The sequence below is a fragment of the Micrococcus sp. KRD026 genome (genome assembly GCF_017168445.1).
In the GTDB taxonomy this organism is placed as follows: domain Bacteria; phylum Actinomycetota; class Actinomycetes; order Actinomycetales; family Micrococcaceae; genus Micrococcus; species Micrococcus luteus.
Map to the genome: position 1 here is coordinate 20,572 of NZ_JABFBA010000001.1, position 17,411 is coordinate 37,982.

The following is a 17,411-nucleotide window of genomic DNA, read 5'->3' on the forward strand; positions in this document are numbered from 1 at the left end:
CGGGCGGGCGCCCTCGCCGGTGCCGCGCGGCGGGACCGGAGTCCGGATGTGGGAAGCTGGGACCCATGCGTGATCCCCAGCAGCACCCCGTCGCCGATGCCTCCCGCCGCGCCCCCGGGGGCGCCGCGGCGGGACCCGATCCGGTCCTGTTCGAGGAGCGGTTGACGCCCTCCCCGGGGGTCTGGGCCGTGGCGCTCATGCTGGCGGCGCTGACGATACTCGTGTTCGCGCCGATCGACCTCGGGGTGGGCATCGCGGCCGCCGTCGCGTTCTTCGCCGTCGAGGTCCTGATCCTGGTGGCCACCACCCCGCGCATCGTGGTGCGCGAACGCACCCTCCAGGTGGGCCGCGCCAGCATCGAACGGCACCACGTCGGTCAGGTCACGGGGTATCGCGGCGAGGACGCCCGGGCCCAGCGCGGCCCGCTGCTGCACGGGCTGGCCTTCGTGAACGTGCGCGGCTGGATCGCGCCCGTCGTGCGGATCCAGCTGACCGACGAGCGCGACCGCACACCCTACTGGCTGACCAGCACCCGGCGTCCGGAGGAGCTGGTCGCGGCCCTCGGCGGGACCATGGCCCGGCAGGAGGGGACGGCCGAGGGCCGCTGACCGCCCCGGCGGCGGGGGCTCAGCCCTCGCAGTCGGTGCAGTAGATCAGGCCGTTCTTCTCACGCGCGGCCTGCGAGCGATGGCGGACCAGGAAGCAGGAGGCGCAGGTGAACTCATCCGACTGGGCGGGCAGCACCCGCACCATCAGCTCTTCACCCGAGAGGTCGGCGCCGGGCAGCTCGAACCCCTCGGCGGCCTCCGCTTCGTCCTCGTCCACGACGGCGGACTGGGTGTCCGTGCGCCGTGCCTTCAGCTCCTCGATGGAGTTCTGGCTCAGCTCTTCCTCGTTCTTGCGAGGGGCGTCGTAGTCAGTGGCCATGGGGTTTCACGCTCCGCTGGTGGGGGACGGCACCGGGACCGGTGCCGGCACTGCGCGGGCGGCGTCGTGGGCGGACCACGCGTCACCGGCCTGCGCCGTTGCGCGTAGATTGTGCACCATGCCCGAACCCGTGCCAAATGTTGTCGGGCACGCTCGCCCAGGGCGGATTCGCGCGGGCGCTCGTCCCTCGCCCGGGCCGTGGTCTGCGGCACGGCGGCTAGGATCGGGGCATGCCCGGCCGGGCGTCCGCATGCCCGGTGACCAGAACACGATGTGGGAGGGACCACCGCCATGGCAGAGCTGCGACTGACCGGACCCACCGAGGACGGCGACGCGCTGCGCCTGTCGGGGCCCGAGGGCGAGGAGCACACGCTCCCCCTCTCCCCCTATCTGCGCCGGCTGGTCATCGAGGGCGCCGCGCCCGAGGACGGGCGACCGGCCGAGGACGGCCCCGCGGCCTGGCACGACATGACGGAGATGGACGTCCCCGGGGCGGACGACGAGGACGCCGAGGGACCGGTGGACGCGGCGACGCACGCCGACGATGCCGCGGCGGAGGACGAGCGGGCTCCCGAGGCGCCCTCCGGCCCGGCCCGGCCGGACGAGGACCTCGCGCTCACCCCGCGGATCGACCCGCGGCCCGTGGCCGACGACTCGACCGCGGACGGACCGACCCCGGCGCCGCTGACCGACCAGGAGTCCGTCAAGGCCGCCGCGACCCAGGAGGCCGTGCCCCTCACCCCCCGGGAGATCCAGCAGCGCATCCGTGCGGGCGCCTCCGTGGAGCAGGTGGCCCGGGAGAGCGGGAACGCGTTCTCGCGCATCCGCACCTACGGTCACCCCGTCTTGGCCGAGCGCGACTGGATCGCCCGGCAGGCCCGCGCCGTCGAGGTCTGGGTCGGCGGGCCCGACCTCTACTCGGACCTCGTCCAGGACGGCGGCCCCACCACGCTCGGCGAGCTCGCCGCGCACCGGCTCGCCGAGCTGGGCGTGGACGAGGCGAGCCTCGAGTGGGACGCGTGGCGCGAGGACCAGGCCGGCTGGACCGTGGCCGCCCGGTTCGCCGTGGCCGGTGCGAGGAGTCTGCCCACCCGCGAGGAGCCGCCGGCGCTCTGGACGTTCCGCCCGGCCGGACGCCACCTCGAACCCGAGAACGCCTGGGCCCGCGCCCTGTCCGAGGCGGAGGCCTGGGACCTGGTCCCCCGCGCCCCCGCGGCCGAACCGGTGACGGACGACGTGGACGCCGAGGACGCCGTGACCCCCGCGGGTGCGCACTCCCCGGCCGCCGACCGCGACGCCGATCTGCTGGAGATCCTGCGGGTGCGCCGGGGTCAGCGTGTGGGCGCGGACCTGGAGTCGGACGACGCGCTCGCGCACCTGATCGCTCGCGAGCACCAGGACCGGAGTCGGCGCGAGGCCGCCCAGGCGCCCGAGCGGCTCGCCCCGGTCGACGCCGAGGGGGCCCTGACGACCGCCGACGACGCCCCGGTCGTCGACGCGCCGGAACCGGCCGCCGAGACCGACCGCGCCGAGGACACTGCCGCAGACGTCGCGGACGCGGGTGTCGAGGACGAGGGGGCGGAGCCCGCGCCTCGCGAGCGTGCCGCGCGCCCTGCCATGCCGACCGTCACGCCGCGCCCCCGGGCCCGCTCGGCCGCTCGCCGCGCGTCCGTGCCCAGCTGGGACGAGATCGTCTTCGGCCGCAAGGGCGACTGACCCCGGCCCGGCCCCGGCCGCGGGGCGGGCTCAGCGGTGCCAGGTGAGCAGCGGGACCTCCCGCTCGGCGCGCGTGGGCGCGCCGTGCTGGCCCACCATCTCGAAGGCGTGCGGGGGCACCCGCCGGCCGTCGTAGAGGGCCAGATCCCCGTGCACGGCGACGAGCAGATCCCCGATGCGGGCACGGACCCGGTCCTCGACGACGGCGCCGAACCAGCCGGCGTCGACGGCCTCGTCCCGCGTGAGCACCCACGCGTGCGCCCCGTAGCGCTCGGCCCAGGTGCGCCGCACCCTCGCGCGCACGTCCGGACCCGCGTCGGACCGGAAGTGCAGCTGCACGAGGCGGGGCTCCCCCGCGGTGTGCGCGATCCCCTCGAGCAGCGCGGGGTCGGCGAGCTCCCCGGCCTCGTCCAGGGCGGCGTAGTCCACGCGGCGCGACGGCGGCACGTCGACCATGCCGTGGTCGCCGGTGGCGAGCACCACCGTCCCGGCGGGCACGCGGTCCACCAGGCGCCGCACCGCCGCGTCGATCTCCTCGAGGGCGTGCAGCCACCGTTCCGAGCCCACGCCGTCCCGGTGGCCGGCCTTGTCCAGCTCGTTGACGTAGAAGTAGACGAGCGTGGGCACGCGCGCGTCCTTCATCACGCGTTCGGCGGCCTGGGCGCGGGCGATCAGGGTGCGACCGGCCACGAACCGGCCGCCACGCAGCCCCGCCCGTGTCAGGGCCGAACGCTCGAAGGCGGGCAGCGAGACCGTGACGGCGTCCACGCCGGCCGCGGCGGCGCGCTCGAACACGGTGGGCTTCGGCTGCCACCCCACCGGGTCGGTGGCCTCGTCCCAGCCGCCCAGCTGATTGATCACCACGTCCCGGTCCGGGTCGAGCACGTCGTAGCCGGCCACGCCGTGCTCCCCGACGTCCAGCCCGGTGCCCAGGCTCGTGAGGGAGGCGGCCGTCGTGGTGGGCACGGCCACCTCGAGGACGCGGCCGCCGTCGGCCATCGCCGAGCGCAGCGTGGGGGCGTGGCCGCCGAAGCGCTTCAGCAGGGACCGTCCGAGGCCGTCCACCAGGGCGACGACCACGCGGCGGCCCGCCGGGACCGCGAGCGCGTTCTCACAGCCCGGGACACCGAGGGCGGCCGCGGCGGAGGTCAGGACGGAGCGCAGGGCACGGTCGGCGGGGACCACGCCCGCGGGGAGGGCGGGCCCCGTCACGTGGTGGCCGCCAGGTGGGCGCGGCGCAGGGCCCGGGCGAAGGCCAGGGCGCCGTCGACGGCCCCCTGCCCGTCGGCGTCGGCGGCGACGCGGATCACGAGGTCCTCGCGGGTGGCGGTGCCGGTGTAGCCGTGGTCGAGGTCGCACTGGGGGTCGGCGCAGCCGGCGGGCTGCAGGTCCAGTCGCTGGCCTCCGGCCCACATCAGCCCGAGGGTCATCTCGGCCACGGGGTCGGACGGCCGGAAGCGGGCGGGGTCGGCGTGGCCGGTGGTCAGGACCACGGAGCCGAGGGCGCGGACCGGGACCATCTCGGTGGAGACCTGGGCGAGGACCGCCTGGCCGGCCGGGTCGGCGGCGTGGTCGTCGAGGTGGACGGCCAGCAGGGTGTCCCCGGCGAGCACGAGGGCCGTGATGTGCCGGTGGATCTCCTCGTAGTCGAAGTGCGTGTCCACGTGGACGAGGTGCGCGTCCGGGGTGCGGCCTTCGAGCTCGACGGCGATGGCGTGCGCCACGAGGTCCGGGTAGAAGCCGGCGCGGACGAGCGAGGCGTCGAGGCCGCCGCTGCCGTCCAGGGTGCGGGCCTCGCGCTGCCGGCCCTCGGCCTCGGGGGCGTCGGGGCGGTGGTCGGGACGGCCGGGCTCGTGACTCCTGCGGAACGGGCTCATGTCCCCCATGCTACGGGTCCGGTGCCGGGCCGTCCGGGCCCGCTGTGGACGGCCCGGTCAGCGGCCGCGCAGCGCGCGCCGGGCCGAGTCGGTGCGGCGGGCCGCGTTGGCGACGTGCACCTCGGCCTGCAGCACCGTCACGCCCTCGGGGGCGGCCAGCACGGGCGCGAAGCGCAGGCGGGCGACCTGCGGCAGGTCGTCCTTGAGGACGCTGACGCGGCCCACGAGGTCCTCCAGCGCGGCGAGGTTGACGGAGGGCACCCCGCCGGTGCCGCGCAGCTTCACGGCGGCGCGGGGGGCGCGGACCATGCGGGCCACGTCCCGGTCCGTGAGCGGGGGCACGCGGTGCACCCAGTCCCCCAGCAGGTCCGTGGCGTCGCCGGCGATGCCGAAGGAGACCACGGGGCCCAGCAGCGGGTCCTCGAGCGCCGTGAGCATGCAGGCCTGGCCGGCGGGGGCCATGGCCTGGACCTCGAGCTCGCGCACGCCGAACGGCGCGAGCAGACGGCGCATGTGCTCGACGTTGCGGCGCAGGGAGTCGGCGTCCACCACGTTCAGGCGGACGCCGCCCAGGTCGAGTCGGTGCCGCAGGTGGGGGTCCACGGCCTTGAGCGCCACGGGGAAGCCGAGCCGCTCGGCGGCCGCCACGGCCTCGTCGGCGGTCTCGAACCGGGCCGAGGGCAGCACGGTGATCCCGTATTGGCCCAGCAGCGTCTCGGTCTCCTCGTCGGAGAGCCGGACGAGTTCGGTGCCCTCGGCACGCGCGGCGGCCGCCTCCACGAGCTCCTCGGCCTCGTGCGGGTGCAGGCCGGTCGGCTCGAGCGGCTCGCCGACCTCCTGGCGGCGCCAGTGGACGTAGTCCGCGAGCGCGCCGAGCACGGTCATGGCCTGCTGCGGCGACGGGTAGAAGGGCAGACCGGGCTGCAGGGAGCCGGGCTCGGCGTCGTCGTCGACGGGACCGGCGGCGCCGAGCGTGGCCCCGCGGTAGCGCGGGGAGACGACGTCGGTCAGGCAGCCGAGCACGGGGATGCGGGCGTCCCGGGTCGCGTCGGCGAGGGCGTGGGCCAGTCGCTCCGGCTCGTCGTCCGCCTGGTGCAGGCCGAGGCGGGCCAGCACCACGACGGCGTCGGCCTGCTCGTGGCGGACGGCGTCCCGGACGGCGGAGACCAGCGTCTCGGCGGGCGGGGCGATGCCCTGCTCGCTGCCGACGAGGCCGACGGTGGCCGTGACCTCCAGCCCGGCCTCGGCCGCGGCGTCGCGGCCCAGCCGGTCCAGGGCGAGGGAGTCGGCCACGAGGACGACGCGGTGGCCCGTGGGCAGCGGCTGGCTGGCCACGGCCATGAGGATGTCGAGCATGGCCTCGTGCGTGTGGGCCTCGAGCACGCCGGTCTGGTCGAGCATCGAGTCCACGGTGCCCTCGGGGGCCTGGGTGGTGCGGGTCTCGTGGCCCGGGGGCAGGAAGCGCCCGGTGACGTCGGAGCGGACCACCACGACGGGCTTGGTGCGGGAGAGCCGCCGGGCGATGCGGGAGAACTTGCGTGGGTTGCCGAACGACTCGAGGTACACACCGACGGCGGCGGTGTGGGGGTCCGCCTCGAAGAACTGCATGGCGTCGTTGCCCGAGACGTCCGCACGGTTGCCGGCGCTGATCGAGGTGGAGATCCCCACCCCGCGGCGCTTGACGCCGGCGGAGACCATGGCGCCGACGGCGCCGGACTGGCTGAACAGCCCGACGGGGCCGCGCTGGGCCAGGCCCGGGGACGGGGAGGCGTTGAGGCGGATCGCGGGGTCGGTGCGGACCAGGCCGGCCGAGGCCGGGCCGATCACGCGCATGCCGTGGGCGCGGGCGAGGGAGACCAGGCGGCGCTGGGCCTCGAGCCCCTCGGCGCCGGCGTCGGCGTAGCCCGAGGTGAGGACCACGAGGCCCTGGGCCCCGGCCGCGGCGGCCTCGGGGATGAGGGCCTCGACCTCGTCGGCGGGCACAGCGACGACGACGAGGTCGACCGGCTCGCCGATGTCGGCCAGGGAGCGGTGGGCGGTGAGGCCCTGGACGTCCTCGGCGGCGCGGTTCACGGCGTGGACGGCTCCCGTGAAGCCCGCCTCGAGGACGTGGCGCAGCACGAGCGAGCCGACGGCCTGCGGATCGCGGGAGGCGCCGACGACGGCCACGGACGCGGGCTCGACCAGCTCGGCGACGCTGCGGGACTCGGCGCGGTGCTCGCGGGACTCGACGACGGCGCGCCACCGGGCGGTGGGGTCGATGGGGAACTCGACGGCCACGACGCCGTCCTCGAAGCGGCGAGTCACCTCGAAGCCGGACTCCTGGAACACCGAGAGCATCTTGCGGTTCTCGGGCAGGACCTCGGCGGTGAAGCGGCGGATGCCGTTCTCGCGGGCGGCCACGGCGAGGTGCTCCATGAGGATGGAGCCCAGTCCGCGGCCCTGCGCGGCGTCGGAGATGTTGAAGGCGACCTCCGCGGCGTCGGAGTCCCCGTAGCGGTCGTAGCGGCCCACGCCGAGCAGTCGGCCGCCGCGGGTGATCACGAACGCCACCCGGTCCCGGTGGTCCACGTGGGTGAACCGGTCCAGGTCCTTGGCGCTCAGCTCGGACTTGTACGTGAAGTAGCGCAGGTAGATGGAGTTCTCGGACTGCCCGGCGTGCATGCGCTGCAGCTCGGCGGCGTCCTCGGGCGAGATGGGCCGCAGGTGGGCCGTCGCACCGTCACGGAGCACCACATCGGCCTCCCAGTGGGAGGGATATCCGCGGACGGCTTCGGTCTCACCCATAGGATCACTGTAGACAATCCCCGACGCCGTGAGGACTCCCCGACCACCATGATGGCCCGTTCATCCCGTTCCCGCCCCGCCGAGCAGGACGCCCCGCGCCCGCTGCCGCTGGAGCAGGAGAACATCGTCGACGTCGACGTCTCCGAGGAGATGGAGGCGTCCTTCCTCGAGTACGCCTACTCGGTGATCTACTCGCGCGCCCTGCCGGACGCGCGCGACGGCCTCAAGCCGGTGCAGCGGCGCATCCTCTACATGATGTCCCGCATGGGCCTGCGCCCGGACCGCGGCCACGTGAAGTCCGCCCGTGTGGTGGGCGAGGTGATGGGCAAGCTGCACCCCCACGGCGACGCCGCGATCTACGACGCGATGGTCCGCCTCGCCCAGCCGTTCTCCCTGCGCCTGCCCGTGGTGGACGGGCACGGCAACTTCGGCTCGCTCGACGACGGCCCCGCGGCCCCGCGCTACACGGAGGCCCGCATGGCCCCGGCCGCCCTGGCGCTCACCGCGGACCTCGACGAGGGCACCGTGGACTTCGTCCCCAACTACGACAACCAGCTCCAGCAGCCGGCCGTGCTGCCCGCCGCCTACCCCAACCTGCTCGTCAACGGCACCACCGGCATCGCCGTCGGCATGGCCACGAACATGGCCCCGCACAACCTGCGCGAGGTCGTGGCGGGCGCGCGCCACCTGCTCGCGGACCCCGAGGCGGACCTCGAGGCGATCATGGCCCACATCCCCGGCCCCGACCTCCCCTCGGGCGGCCGGATCGTGGGGCTCGACGGCGTCCGCGACGCCTACGCGACCGGCCGCGGCACGTTCCGCATGCGGGCCGCCGTCGCCGTGGAGCAGGTCTCCGCGCGGCGCACCGGCCTGGTCGTCACCGAGCTGCCGTACGGCGTGGGCCCCGAGAAGGTCATCGAGCGGATCAAGGCCGGCGTCGACGCGAAGAAGCTCAGCGGCATCGCCGACGTCGTGGACCTGACGGACCGCAAGAACGGGCTGCGCCTGCAGATCGAGCTCAAGTCCGGGTTCAACCCCCAGGCCGTGCTGGCCGCCCTGTACCGGCACACCCCGCTCGAGGAGACGTTCGGGATCAACAACGTCGCGCTCGTCGACGGCCAGCCGCAGACCCTGGGCCTGCTGCCCCTGCTGCGGGTCTACGTGGACCACCGTCTGGACGTGGTGCGGCGCCGCACCGGGCACCGCCTCGGCAAGCACCGCGACCGCCTCCACCTCGTCGAGGGCCTGCTGCTGGCGCTCGTGGACATCGACGAGGTCATCGAGATCATCCGTTCCTCGGACGACACCACGGCCGCGCGCACCCGCCTCATGGGCGTCTTCGACCTCACCCAGGTGCAGGCCGACCACATCCTGGAGCTGCGGCTGCGCCAGCTGACGAGATTCTCCCGCATCGAGCTGGAGGCCGAGCGCGACGAGCTGCAGGCCGCGATCGCCGAGCTCGAGGCGATCCTCGCCTCCGACGCGCGGCTGCGTGAGGTGGTCTCGGCCGAGCTGCAGGCCGTCGCCGACGAGCACGGCGACGACCGGCGCACGGTCCTGCTCGAGGCCGAGACCGCCGCGGCCCCCGCCGCCGGGCCCGCACCGTCCGGGCCCACCCCCGCCGGCGCCGCGGAGGCCGGGGCGGACCTGATGGTCCCGGACACGGCGTGCTGGGCCCTGCTCTCCACCTCCGGACGCCTGCTGCGCACCGCGGACCGCACGCCGATCGCCCCGCAGGGCCGGCGCCGCAAGCACGACGCCTTCGCCTCCGTGGTCCCGACGACGGCCCGCGGTGAGATCGGGGCCCTCACCTCCGCCGGCGCGCTGCACCGCCTCCAGGCGGTCGACCTGCCGGTGGCCGGCGAGCCGTCCGCGGCCCCCGCGATGACCGCGGCCGTCCCCGCCGCGGAGCTGGTGCCCCTGGCCAAGGGCGAGACGCTCGTGGCCCTGGTCCCCCTGGACGCCGTCCTGGCGCTGGGCACCGCCCACGGGGTCGTCAAGCGCGTCCGGCCGGAATGGCCCCTGAACCGCCAGGTCGTCGACGCCGTCGCCCTGAAGGACGGCGATGCGGTGGTCGGCGCCGCCCCCGCCCCGGACGAGGCCGACCAGCTCGTCTTCCTCACCCGCACCGGCCAGCTGCTGCGCTACGCCGCCTCCGCCGTGCGCCCCCAGGGCCCGGCCGGCGGCGGTGTCGCGGGCATCCGGCTGGCCGCCGGGGACACGGTGCTCGCGTTCGGGGTGGCCCCCGCCGCCTCCCTCACCGAGACCGGTGCGGACGCCGCCGCCCACCCACGGCCCGCCGTCGTGGTGACCGTGACGGACGGCGAGGCGGACGTGCTCGGCTCCGCCCCGGGCTCCGTCAAGGTCACGCCGCTCGGGGAGTATCCGGCCAAGGGCCGCGGCACCGGCGGCGTGCGCGCCCACCGGCTGCTCAAGGGCGAGAGCGGCCTCGAGCTCGGCTGGATCGGCGCTGCGCCCGCGCTCGCGGCCTCGCGGGCCGGGGTGGCCCGCGCGCTGCCGATCGAGTACGGGCGTCGGGACGGCTCGGGCGTGCCCGTGGACCAGCGCATCGAGGCCGTCGGTGCCGGCGCCTCCCCCGACCTCGTCTCGGCCCCGCCCGCCGAGGACGACGCCGTGGCCGTGTCCGCGGACTGATCAGGGGGCCTCAGCAACCGACCCGCACAGGGACGTCACCGTCCTCGAGCAGCCTGCCGTCATGGGTGACGATCACGACGATCCTGTCTGCCAGAGCCCGGCGCAGATCCGTGATGAGGGCGCGTGCCTCGTCGGCGTCCACGTGTGCGGTCGGCTCGTCCAGCAGCACGACATCGGCGCGGGCCACGAGAGCCCGGGCCACGGCCAGGCGTTGACGCTGCCCGCCCGAGAGCCGCTGCCCGCCAGGGCCGACGCGCGTGTCCAGGCCCTGCGGTGCCGCGGCCAGCCACGGACCCAGTCCCACCAGCTCGAGCGCGGCGGTGAGCTCTGCGTCGGACGGGGCGTCCGCGACGCCGCGGGCCAGGGCGAGGTTGCCGCGCGCCGTGGAGTCGAAGATCAGGGCGTCCTGCGGGGTCCAGGCGACCCGGGCCAGCGCCGTCGCGTCCGGGCGGACCGGGTCCGGCTGGGGCGTCGGGGGCACGGTCTCGAGCGTGTACCGGCCGGCGGTCAGGGGCAGGAAGCCCAGCAGCACGGCCAGCAGGGTCGACTTCCCGGATCCGGAGGGCCCGGTGACGACGGCGACGTCCCCGGGGGCCAGGTCGAGCTCCAGGTCGGTCCACAGCGGCGGCGCACCGGGGTGGGCGAAGGCGGCCTCGACCAGGCGCAGGCGGCACACCCGTGCCTCCGGCTCTGCGGCCTCCGCCGGCTCAGGCGGCGCCGCGGCAGCTCCGCCCTCCTCCGGGCCGAGCAGCTCGCCGGTCGCCCGCGCCCGATCCGCCAGGGTGCCCCAGTGCTGGGCGGCGGCGGCCAGCGCCCCATAGGGCTCGGCCCAGGAGAGTGCGAGCAGCACCACCAGGGCCGCGACCGGCGCTGAGGTGCCGGTGTGGGCCGCCGCGGCCGCCGCGGCCACCGCGATCCCCCCGGAGGCCGCGACCGCCAGCGCCCGGCCCCCGCCGGCGGCCCACGCGGCCCGACGGCGGGGACGCTGCAGCCGGTCGTCCAGCACCGCCAGTCCCCTCAGCGCAGGCTCGGTCAGCCCCAGCCCGCGCAGGTCCCCGGCCGCGTTCAGCACGGCGGCCACACGGTCGACGAGCGCGCCCTGCCCTCGCACCTGGGCCGCGGTCTGGCGGCGGTCCAGGACGGCGACCAGCGCGGGGATCACCACCAGGGCGACCGCCCCGGGCACCAGGGCCACGACCGCCAGCTCCGGGGCCAACGCCCAGGTCAGGGCGGCGGTGGCCAGCCAGGCGAGCAGGGCCGCCGGGGCAGGCACGAGCACCCGGGGCACCGCGTCCCGAAAGGCGTCCACGTCCGAGACCAACAGGGACAGGGCGCCGTCGGTCCGGCCCACCCGCCCCCACAGCCGGGGTTGACGGCCCAGCGCGTCCCACAGGCGCAGCCGCAGCTCCGTGGCCCAGCCGAACACGGCGTCGTGGGTGGTCAGCCGGTCCAGGTAGCGGAACACGGCCCGGGACAGGCCGAACCCGCGCACCAGCACGATCACGGCCAGCAGGTAGAGCACCGGCGGCCGCGTCGAGGCGGTGACGATCAGCCAGCCGGACAGTGCCGCCAGCAGTGCCGCGGACACGTGGGTCCCGGCGGCCCAGCCGATGCCGGCCCAGAGCTTCGGTTGCCGCCACGGCAGCAGCCGCAGTCCGGCCCGCAGCGAGACCTGTCGCGGGGTGACCGGCTCCGGCCGCGCACGCCCCTGGGCGGCGGCGACCGGCATAGCCGTGGCCGGGGATCCGGCGGTCGGACCGGCGCCGGGGGCCAGCCGGACGATGGCGTCGGCGGCCGTCAGCAGGGTGGGATCGTGGGAGGCGGCCAGCACGGTGCACTGCGGCGTGCTCAGCCCGGGCACCGCACCGGAGGGCAAGGCCGCGAGGGTCTCGACGACGACGGCGGCGACGGCGCCGTCCAGGTGGGCGGTGGGCTCGTCCAGGAGTACGAGCCACGGGCCGGTCCCGTCCGCGGCGTGCAGGCGGGCCAGGAGGCGGGCGACCGCGACCCGCCGGCACTCCCCCGGACTCAGATCGGCCGGGTCCCGCTCCTGGAGACCCTCGAGCGCCACGGCGGCCAGCACGGCGGAGCGAACGGGACCGGGCAGCGCACCCCCGGCGGCCAGGTCCAGTTCGCCGGCGACCGTGCGCTCGGTCAGCACGGGGTGCTGCCCGATCCAGAGGGTGCGTTCCGTGTCGACTCCGGCGACCCGGCCGGTGGCCTCGGCGGCGTCCTGGCGCAGCAGGCCGGCCAGCAGACGCAGGACGGTGGACTTGCCGGTGCCGGAGGGCCCGGCCAGCGCGGTCAGGCGACCCGGGAGCGCGCTGAGGTCGAGCCCCCCGAGCACCTGCCGTCCGGCCAGCCGAACGCTCAGGTCCCGAATCACGACGCCGCCGTCCCGGTCCGGCCCGGAGGCCGGCCCGAGCGTGTCGAGCACGGGGGCCGGGACGGGGGCGTCGGCCGCGGCCCGGGCGCGGGACTCGGCCTCGCGGCCGTCCTCGGAGGCGTGGAAGGCCGCGCCGACCTCCCGCAGCGGCAGGTAGAGCTCGGCGGCGAGGATGAGGACCACCAGGCCGTCGAGAAGCGCCATCTGCCCGTTCACCAGGCGCAGTCCGATGAACACCGCCATGACGGCCACGGACAGGGAGGCGATCAGCTCGAGGGCGAGACCGGAGAGGAATGCGGTGCGCAGCGTGACCATCGTGGCCGCGTGGTGCCGCTGGGAGACCTCCTGCAGAGCGCGGCGCTGGACGCCGGCCCGGTGGAGTCCGACGAGCACCGGCAGGCCGCGGGCGAGCTCCAGCAGGTGCCCGGCCAGCCGGTCGAGCCCGTCCTGGGCGGCATCGATGCGCTCCTGGGTGTGGCGGCCCACCAGGATCATGAACAGGGGAACCAGGGGCAGGGTGATGGCGGCCACCACGGCGGAGACGAGGTCGTGGGTGAGGATCCACACGCCCAGGGCCGCCGGGACCACGGCGGTGGCGGCCAGCGCGGGCAGGGCTTCGGTGTAGTGGTCGTCCAGGCTCTTGAGGCCGTGGGTGACCAGGACGGCATCGGCGCCGGAACGGGGGCGTCCGCCGTCGGCGGCGGCCAGTCGTTGGGCGACGACGGCGGCCCGCACCTGCTGCTGGGCCCCCAGCGCGGCGCGGCGGCCCACCACGCGCTGCCCCGCCTCCGCCAGGGCACGCAGGGCCACCCCGGCCGCCCCGAGCAGCACGGGGCCGCTCAGGGTCTGCGCGGCGGGCACAGGGCCCACGGGGGCCGGCGGGTGGAACAGCAGGTCGAGCAGCCGGGCGGAGTCCTCGGGGTCCAGGGTCATCGCCAGGCCGGTGATCAGCCGGGCCAGGGATTCGGCGAGCAGGATCCAGCCGAGCGCACGCAGCACGGCGAGGGCCAGCAGGGCCGGCAGGGCCCGAAGTGCGGCCGGGGTCATCGGGGGCCGGGCCCGACGGGTCGGGCCCGGAGGCGGCCCGGCCGCCGAGGCGGAGCGCTCGACGGCCGGGGCGGCGGGGCGGCTGGGGCTCACAGCGGCTCCACCAGGTGGGCCTCCGGGATGTGGGTGTCGGCCAGACGGCGGCGGAACATCCAGTAGGACCACCCCGTGTAGGCCAGCACGATGGGCACGAAGATCAGGGAGATCACGGCCATCAGGCCCAGGGTGTACGGGCCGGAGGAGGCCAGCTGAGCGGTGAGGCTGAACTGCGGGTCCACCGTAGAGGGCAGCACGACCGGGTACTGGGTGACCATGATCGCCGTCCACGCCAGCACCAGAACCAGCGTCAGGGACGTGAAGGCCAGGCCCTCGCGGCCGGCCCGGGCGGCCACCACCGACGCGGCCACCGCCACGACGGCCAGCACCAGCAGCGCCCAGGTCCACGGGCGGTCGCCGCGGGCCACCACGAGCCCTGCCCAGACCAGCAGCGGCAGCACGGCCAGCGGGGTCCACGTGGACAGGAAGCGGGCGGCCGACCGGCGGGGGGCGCCGTCGGTCTTCAGGCCGATGAACGCCCACGCCTGCGCCAGGGAGAAACCGACCACGGCCAGACCACCGAGCAGCGCCGGGCCGGTCACCCACACGAAGGGGCCGCCCACCCGGTCCCCGTTGGCGTCCAGCGGCAGGCCGGTCGTCGTCAGCACGAGCAGCACGCCGGCCATGAAGGCCGCCAGGAACGAGCCGATGCCCAGGGTCCAGGTCCAGATCTCCCGGCCGGCGTCGGTGGCGGCCTTGCCGCGGTACTCGATGGACACCGCCCGCAGGATCAGACCGAACAGCATCACGAGCATCGGCAGGTACAGGGTGGAGAACACCGCCGCGTACCAGAACGGGAAGGCCGCGAACATCGCTCCGACGGCGGTGATCAGCCACACCTCGTTGCCCTCCCAGACGGGGCCGATGATGTTCAGCAGCACCCGGCGCCGTGGCTCGTCCCGCGCCCAGAAGCGCACGAGCATGCCGACCCCGAGGTCGAAGCCCTCGAGGGCCAGGTAGCCGAGCCAGAGCACGGCGATGATGACGTACCAGTAGACGGGAAGGACCTCAGCCATGGTCGTGCTGTCCTCTCTGCGAGCGGGTCAGTAGGCGAACGCGAGCACGTCGTCGCGGTCGCGCTTCTGTTCATCGGAGTGCTCGGCGGCGGTGAGCTCCGGCATGGCGGCCGGGACGCCGCCGCGGACGAACCGGGTCAGCAGGAAGACCTCGACGCCCAGCAGCACCGCGTAGATCCCGACCAGGACGATCAGGGACACGAGGACCTCTTCACCCGTGACCCCGGGCGAGACGGCCGCGGCGGTGAACATGTACACCTGATCCACGCCCATCGCCGGGTTCGGGTACACCACGAACGGCTGCCGGCCCATCTCGGTGAACACCCAGCCGGTCATGTTCGCCGCGAACGGCGCCCCGATCGAGGCCACGGCCAGGCGCATCCAGCCACGGGAGGCCGGGACGGTGCCGCGGCGGGAGAACCACAGCGCGCCCAGTGCCGCGAGCGCGCCGAGTCCGCCGAAGAGGATCATGAGCCGGAATCCCCAGTAGGTGACCTCCATCAGCGGCAGATAGGAGATCTCGCTGCCGGCGCGGTCGCCGTAGAGCTCGGAGTCGGGCAGGTGCGTGCCGTACTTCTGCTCGAACTCCGGCAGCAGGGTGTTGATGCCGCGCACCGGCGTGGTGAAGTCCTCGTACGCGAGGTAGGAGAGCAGGCCCGGCACCTCGATCACGCCCTGGACGTCCTCGCAGGTGGTCGCTCCACCCGAGCGCACATCGCCGAGGGTGAGCACGGAGAACGCGGTGCCGTCGTGGCAGGCGGCCTCCGCGGCGGCCATCTTGGTGGGCTGGAAGTGGATCATCTGCTGGGCCTGGGCATGGCCGGAGAATGCGGTGCCGACGAAGCCGATCAGGGCGACGGCCGCCCCGGCGCGCAGCGAGGTGAGCCAGACGCGGTGGTCGGTGCGGTCCCGGGCGGCGGTGCCGGCGTCGCCGACGACGACCAGGCCCGCCTCGTCCACGACGTCGATGCCGTCCCGGCGGCGCTTCCACAGGTGGTACCAGGCGATCCCCACGAGGAAGCCGCCGGCCACGGCCCAGGAACCGAAGATGGTGTGCGGGTAGTGGGTGAGGACGATCGGGTTGGTCAGCACGGCGCCGAGGTCGTTGAGCACCGGGCGGCCGTCGACGACCTCATAGCCCACCGGGTGCTGCATGAAGCCGTTGGCCACCATGATGAAGTAGGCCGAGAGGTTGATCCCCAGCACCGCGCACCACAGGGCGGCCAGGTGGAGTCTGCGCGGGATCCGGTCCCAGCCGAAGATCCAGATGCCCAGGAACACCGATTCCAGGAAGAACGCGATGAGCGCCTCGAGGGCCAGCGGCGCCCCGAAGACGTCCCCGACGAACCGGGAGTACTCCGACCAGGCCATGCCGAACTGGAACTCCTGCACCAGCCCGGTGGCCACGCCCATGATGAAGTTGATCAGGAACAGCTTTCCCCAGAACTTCGTCATCCGCAGGTAGTGGTCCTTGCCCGTGGCGACCCAGAGGGTCTGCAGGACGGCGACGACGAGGCCGAGTCCGATGGTCAGCGGGACCATGAGGAAGTGGTAGACGGTGGTGATGCCGAACTGCCACCGTGCGAGTTCGAGGGGATCCACGAGGCTGCGCTCCTGAGACAGGCGTTCGACCGCGACAACGCGGTCGCTGGATACCACCACCCTAGTCCGTCGGACGTCGTGACATCGCCGGACGGCGCCGGGCCGACGACGCCCTGACCGTGTCCGCGGACTGTCCCGGCCGAGGCGACCCTGTTCGCCTCGGGCCGATCGAGGCCTCCGACGGGCGCCCCGCCCGACCCCTCCGATACAGTGGGCTGTCGTCTCACCGCAGGTGAGCGCCCCCTCCCCGACCCCCGCAGATTGGTCCTGGTGACGAACGTGTCCGGCAACGCCAGCTACGAGTACTCCCGCGCCGCCCTCCTGGCGGTCACCGAGGTGGAGGCCCCCGTCGAAGTCACCTCGCAGGACCTCGACGACCAGCTGGCGGAGGTGCTCACCCGCCTGCGCCTGCCCGGCTCCCTCCTGGAGCGGGTGGCCGGTGTGCGCAGCCGACGGAACTGGGACGAGACCGAGGACTTCCAGGAGGCCGCCGCGCGCGCCGGCGTCGCGGCCCTGGAGCAGGCCGGCGTCCCGCGGGAGCGGGTGGGCCTGCTCGTGAACACGTCGGTGACCCGGGCCACGCTCGAGCCCTCCGTGGCCGTGCGGATCCACCACCTCATGGGGCTGCCCACCTCGGCGACCAACTTCGACATCACGAACGCGTGCCTCGGGTTCGTCAACGGCCTCATGCTCGCCTCCACCCTGGTGGACGCCGGCCAGATCGACTACGCGGTCGTGGTCGCCGCCGAGGACGCCTCGAAGGTGCAGGCCGCCACCGTGGCCAACCTGCACGCCGAGACCACGCACCGCGGCAACTTCATGGAGCAGTTCGCGTCCCTGACGTTGGGCTCCGGGGCCGCCGCCGCCGTCGTCGGCCGCATCGAGGACCACCCGGACGCCCATCGGATCGTCCGCGGGATCACCCGCGCCGGCACCGACCACCACGGCCTGTGCGTGGGCGACCACCACGGCATGTACACCGACTCCACCGCCCTGCTCAAGGACGGTCTCGAGCTCGTGATGGACGCGTGGCACGACGTCCCGGCGGAGTGGGCGTGGCCGCAGGCCGACCGGTTCATCACCCACCAGGTCTCGCAGATGCACACCGACGCGATCGCGGAGTCCGCCCACCTGGACCCGGCGCGCATCCCGACGACGTTCCCCACGCTGGGCAACGTCGGCCCGGCGTCGCTGCCCATCACCCTCGTGCGGGAGATGGACGCCCTGGAGGACGGGGACACGGTGGTCTGCCTGGGCGTGGGCTCGGGCCTGAACACCGCGATGCTCGAGATCGAATGGTGA

Annotated in this window: 11 protein-coding genes; 4 read left to right on the forward strand and 7 right to left on the reverse strand. The window is 75.0% G+C overall.

What is annotated here, in order from left to right:
- Window positions 1-65 precede the first annotated feature (65 nt).
- Window positions 66-608 (forward strand): DUF3093 domain-containing protein, encoded by a 543-nt coding sequence (locus tag J1M40_RS00100; RefSeq protein WP_020625075.1) that lies wholly within the window; start codon window positions 66-68, stop codon window positions 606-608.
- A 19-nt stretch (window positions 609-627) separates the two neighbouring features.
- On the opposite strand, the gene J1M40_RS00105 is transcribed toward J1M40_RS00100, so the two are convergent.
- On the reverse strand, window positions 628-927 hold the full coding sequence (locus J1M40_RS00105; RefSeq protein ID WP_002858157.1) for a DUF4193 domain-containing protein: 300 nt from the start codon (window positions 925-927) through the stop codon (window positions 628-630).
- Window positions 928-1,218: 291 nt separating this feature from the next.
- On the opposite strand from J1M40_RS00105, the gene sepH reads away from it, so the two are divergent.
- Complete coding sequence (gene sepH / locus J1M40_RS00110; RefSeq protein ID WP_020625074.1) at window positions 1,219-2,643, forward strand: septation protein SepH; 1,425 nt, start codon at window positions 1,219-1,221, stop codon at window positions 2,641-2,643.
- Between the two features lie 30 nt (window positions 2,644-2,673).
- Here sepH and J1M40_RS00115 read toward each other — a convergent pair whose 3' ends face one another.
- The 3 genes from J1M40_RS00115 to J1M40_RS00125 are packed head-to-tail and all read right to left on the reverse strand — an operon-like array spanning window position 2,674 to window position 7,307.
- A complete protein-coding gene (locus J1M40_RS00115) occupies window positions 2,674-3,855 on the reverse strand; it encodes an alkaline phosphatase family protein (protein WP_043279609.1) in 1,182 nt (393 codons plus the stop codon).
- Complete coding sequence (locus tag J1M40_RS00120; protein ID WP_036382843.1) at window positions 3,852-4,520, reverse strand: DUF5998 family protein; 669 nt, start codon at window positions 4,518-4,520, stop codon at window positions 3,852-3,854. The genes J1M40_RS00115 and J1M40_RS00120 overlap by 4 nt, the downstream gene beginning before the upstream one ends.
- Window positions 4,521-4,577: 57 nt before the next feature.
- Window positions 4,578-7,307 (reverse strand): GNAT family N-acetyltransferase, encoded by a 2,730-nt coding sequence (locus J1M40_RS00125; protein ID WP_206450313.1) that lies wholly within the window; start codon window positions 7,305-7,307, stop codon window positions 4,578-4,580.
- Between the two features lie 48 nt (window positions 7,308-7,355).
- On the opposite strand from J1M40_RS00125, the gene J1M40_RS00130 reads away from it, so the two are divergent.
- Window positions 7,356-9,962 (forward strand): DNA topoisomerase (ATP-hydrolyzing) subunit A, encoded by a 2,607-nt coding sequence (locus J1M40_RS00130; protein WP_036336994.1) that lies wholly within the window; start codon window positions 7,356-7,358, stop codon window positions 9,960-9,962.
- A gap of 10 nt (window positions 9,963-9,972) precedes the next feature.
- Here the strand turns inward: J1M40_RS00130 and cydC are convergent, their stop codons facing one another.
- The 3 genes from cydC to J1M40_RS00145 are packed head-to-tail and all read right to left on the reverse strand — an operon-like array spanning window position 9,973 to window position 16,109.
- Window positions 9,973-13,488: a thiol reductant ABC exporter subunit CydC gene (gene cydC, locus J1M40_RS00135; protein WP_101965993.1), complete on the reverse strand. Its 3,516-nt coding sequence runs from the start codon at window positions 13,486-13,488 to the stop codon at window positions 9,973-9,975.
- Window positions 13,485-14,507 (reverse strand): cytochrome d ubiquinol oxidase subunit II, encoded by a 1,023-nt coding sequence (gene cydB, locus J1M40_RS00140; RefSeq protein ID WP_036314110.1) that lies wholly within the window; start codon window positions 14,505-14,507, stop codon window positions 13,485-13,487. Before cydB ends, cydC begins: the two co-directional genes overlap by 4 nt.
- 27 nt (window positions 14,508-14,534) lie before the next feature.
- A complete protein-coding gene (locus J1M40_RS00145; protein ID WP_070709091.1) occupies window positions 14,535-16,109 on the reverse strand; it encodes a cytochrome ubiquinol oxidase subunit I in 1,575 nt (524 codons plus the stop codon).
- 270 nt (window positions 16,110-16,379) lie between these two features.
- On the opposite strand from J1M40_RS00145, the gene J1M40_RS00150 reads away from it, so the two are divergent.
- A complete protein-coding gene (locus J1M40_RS00150; RefSeq protein WP_036314104.1) occupies window positions 16,380-17,411 on the forward strand; it encodes a 3-oxoacyl-ACP synthase III in 1,032 nt (343 codons plus the stop codon).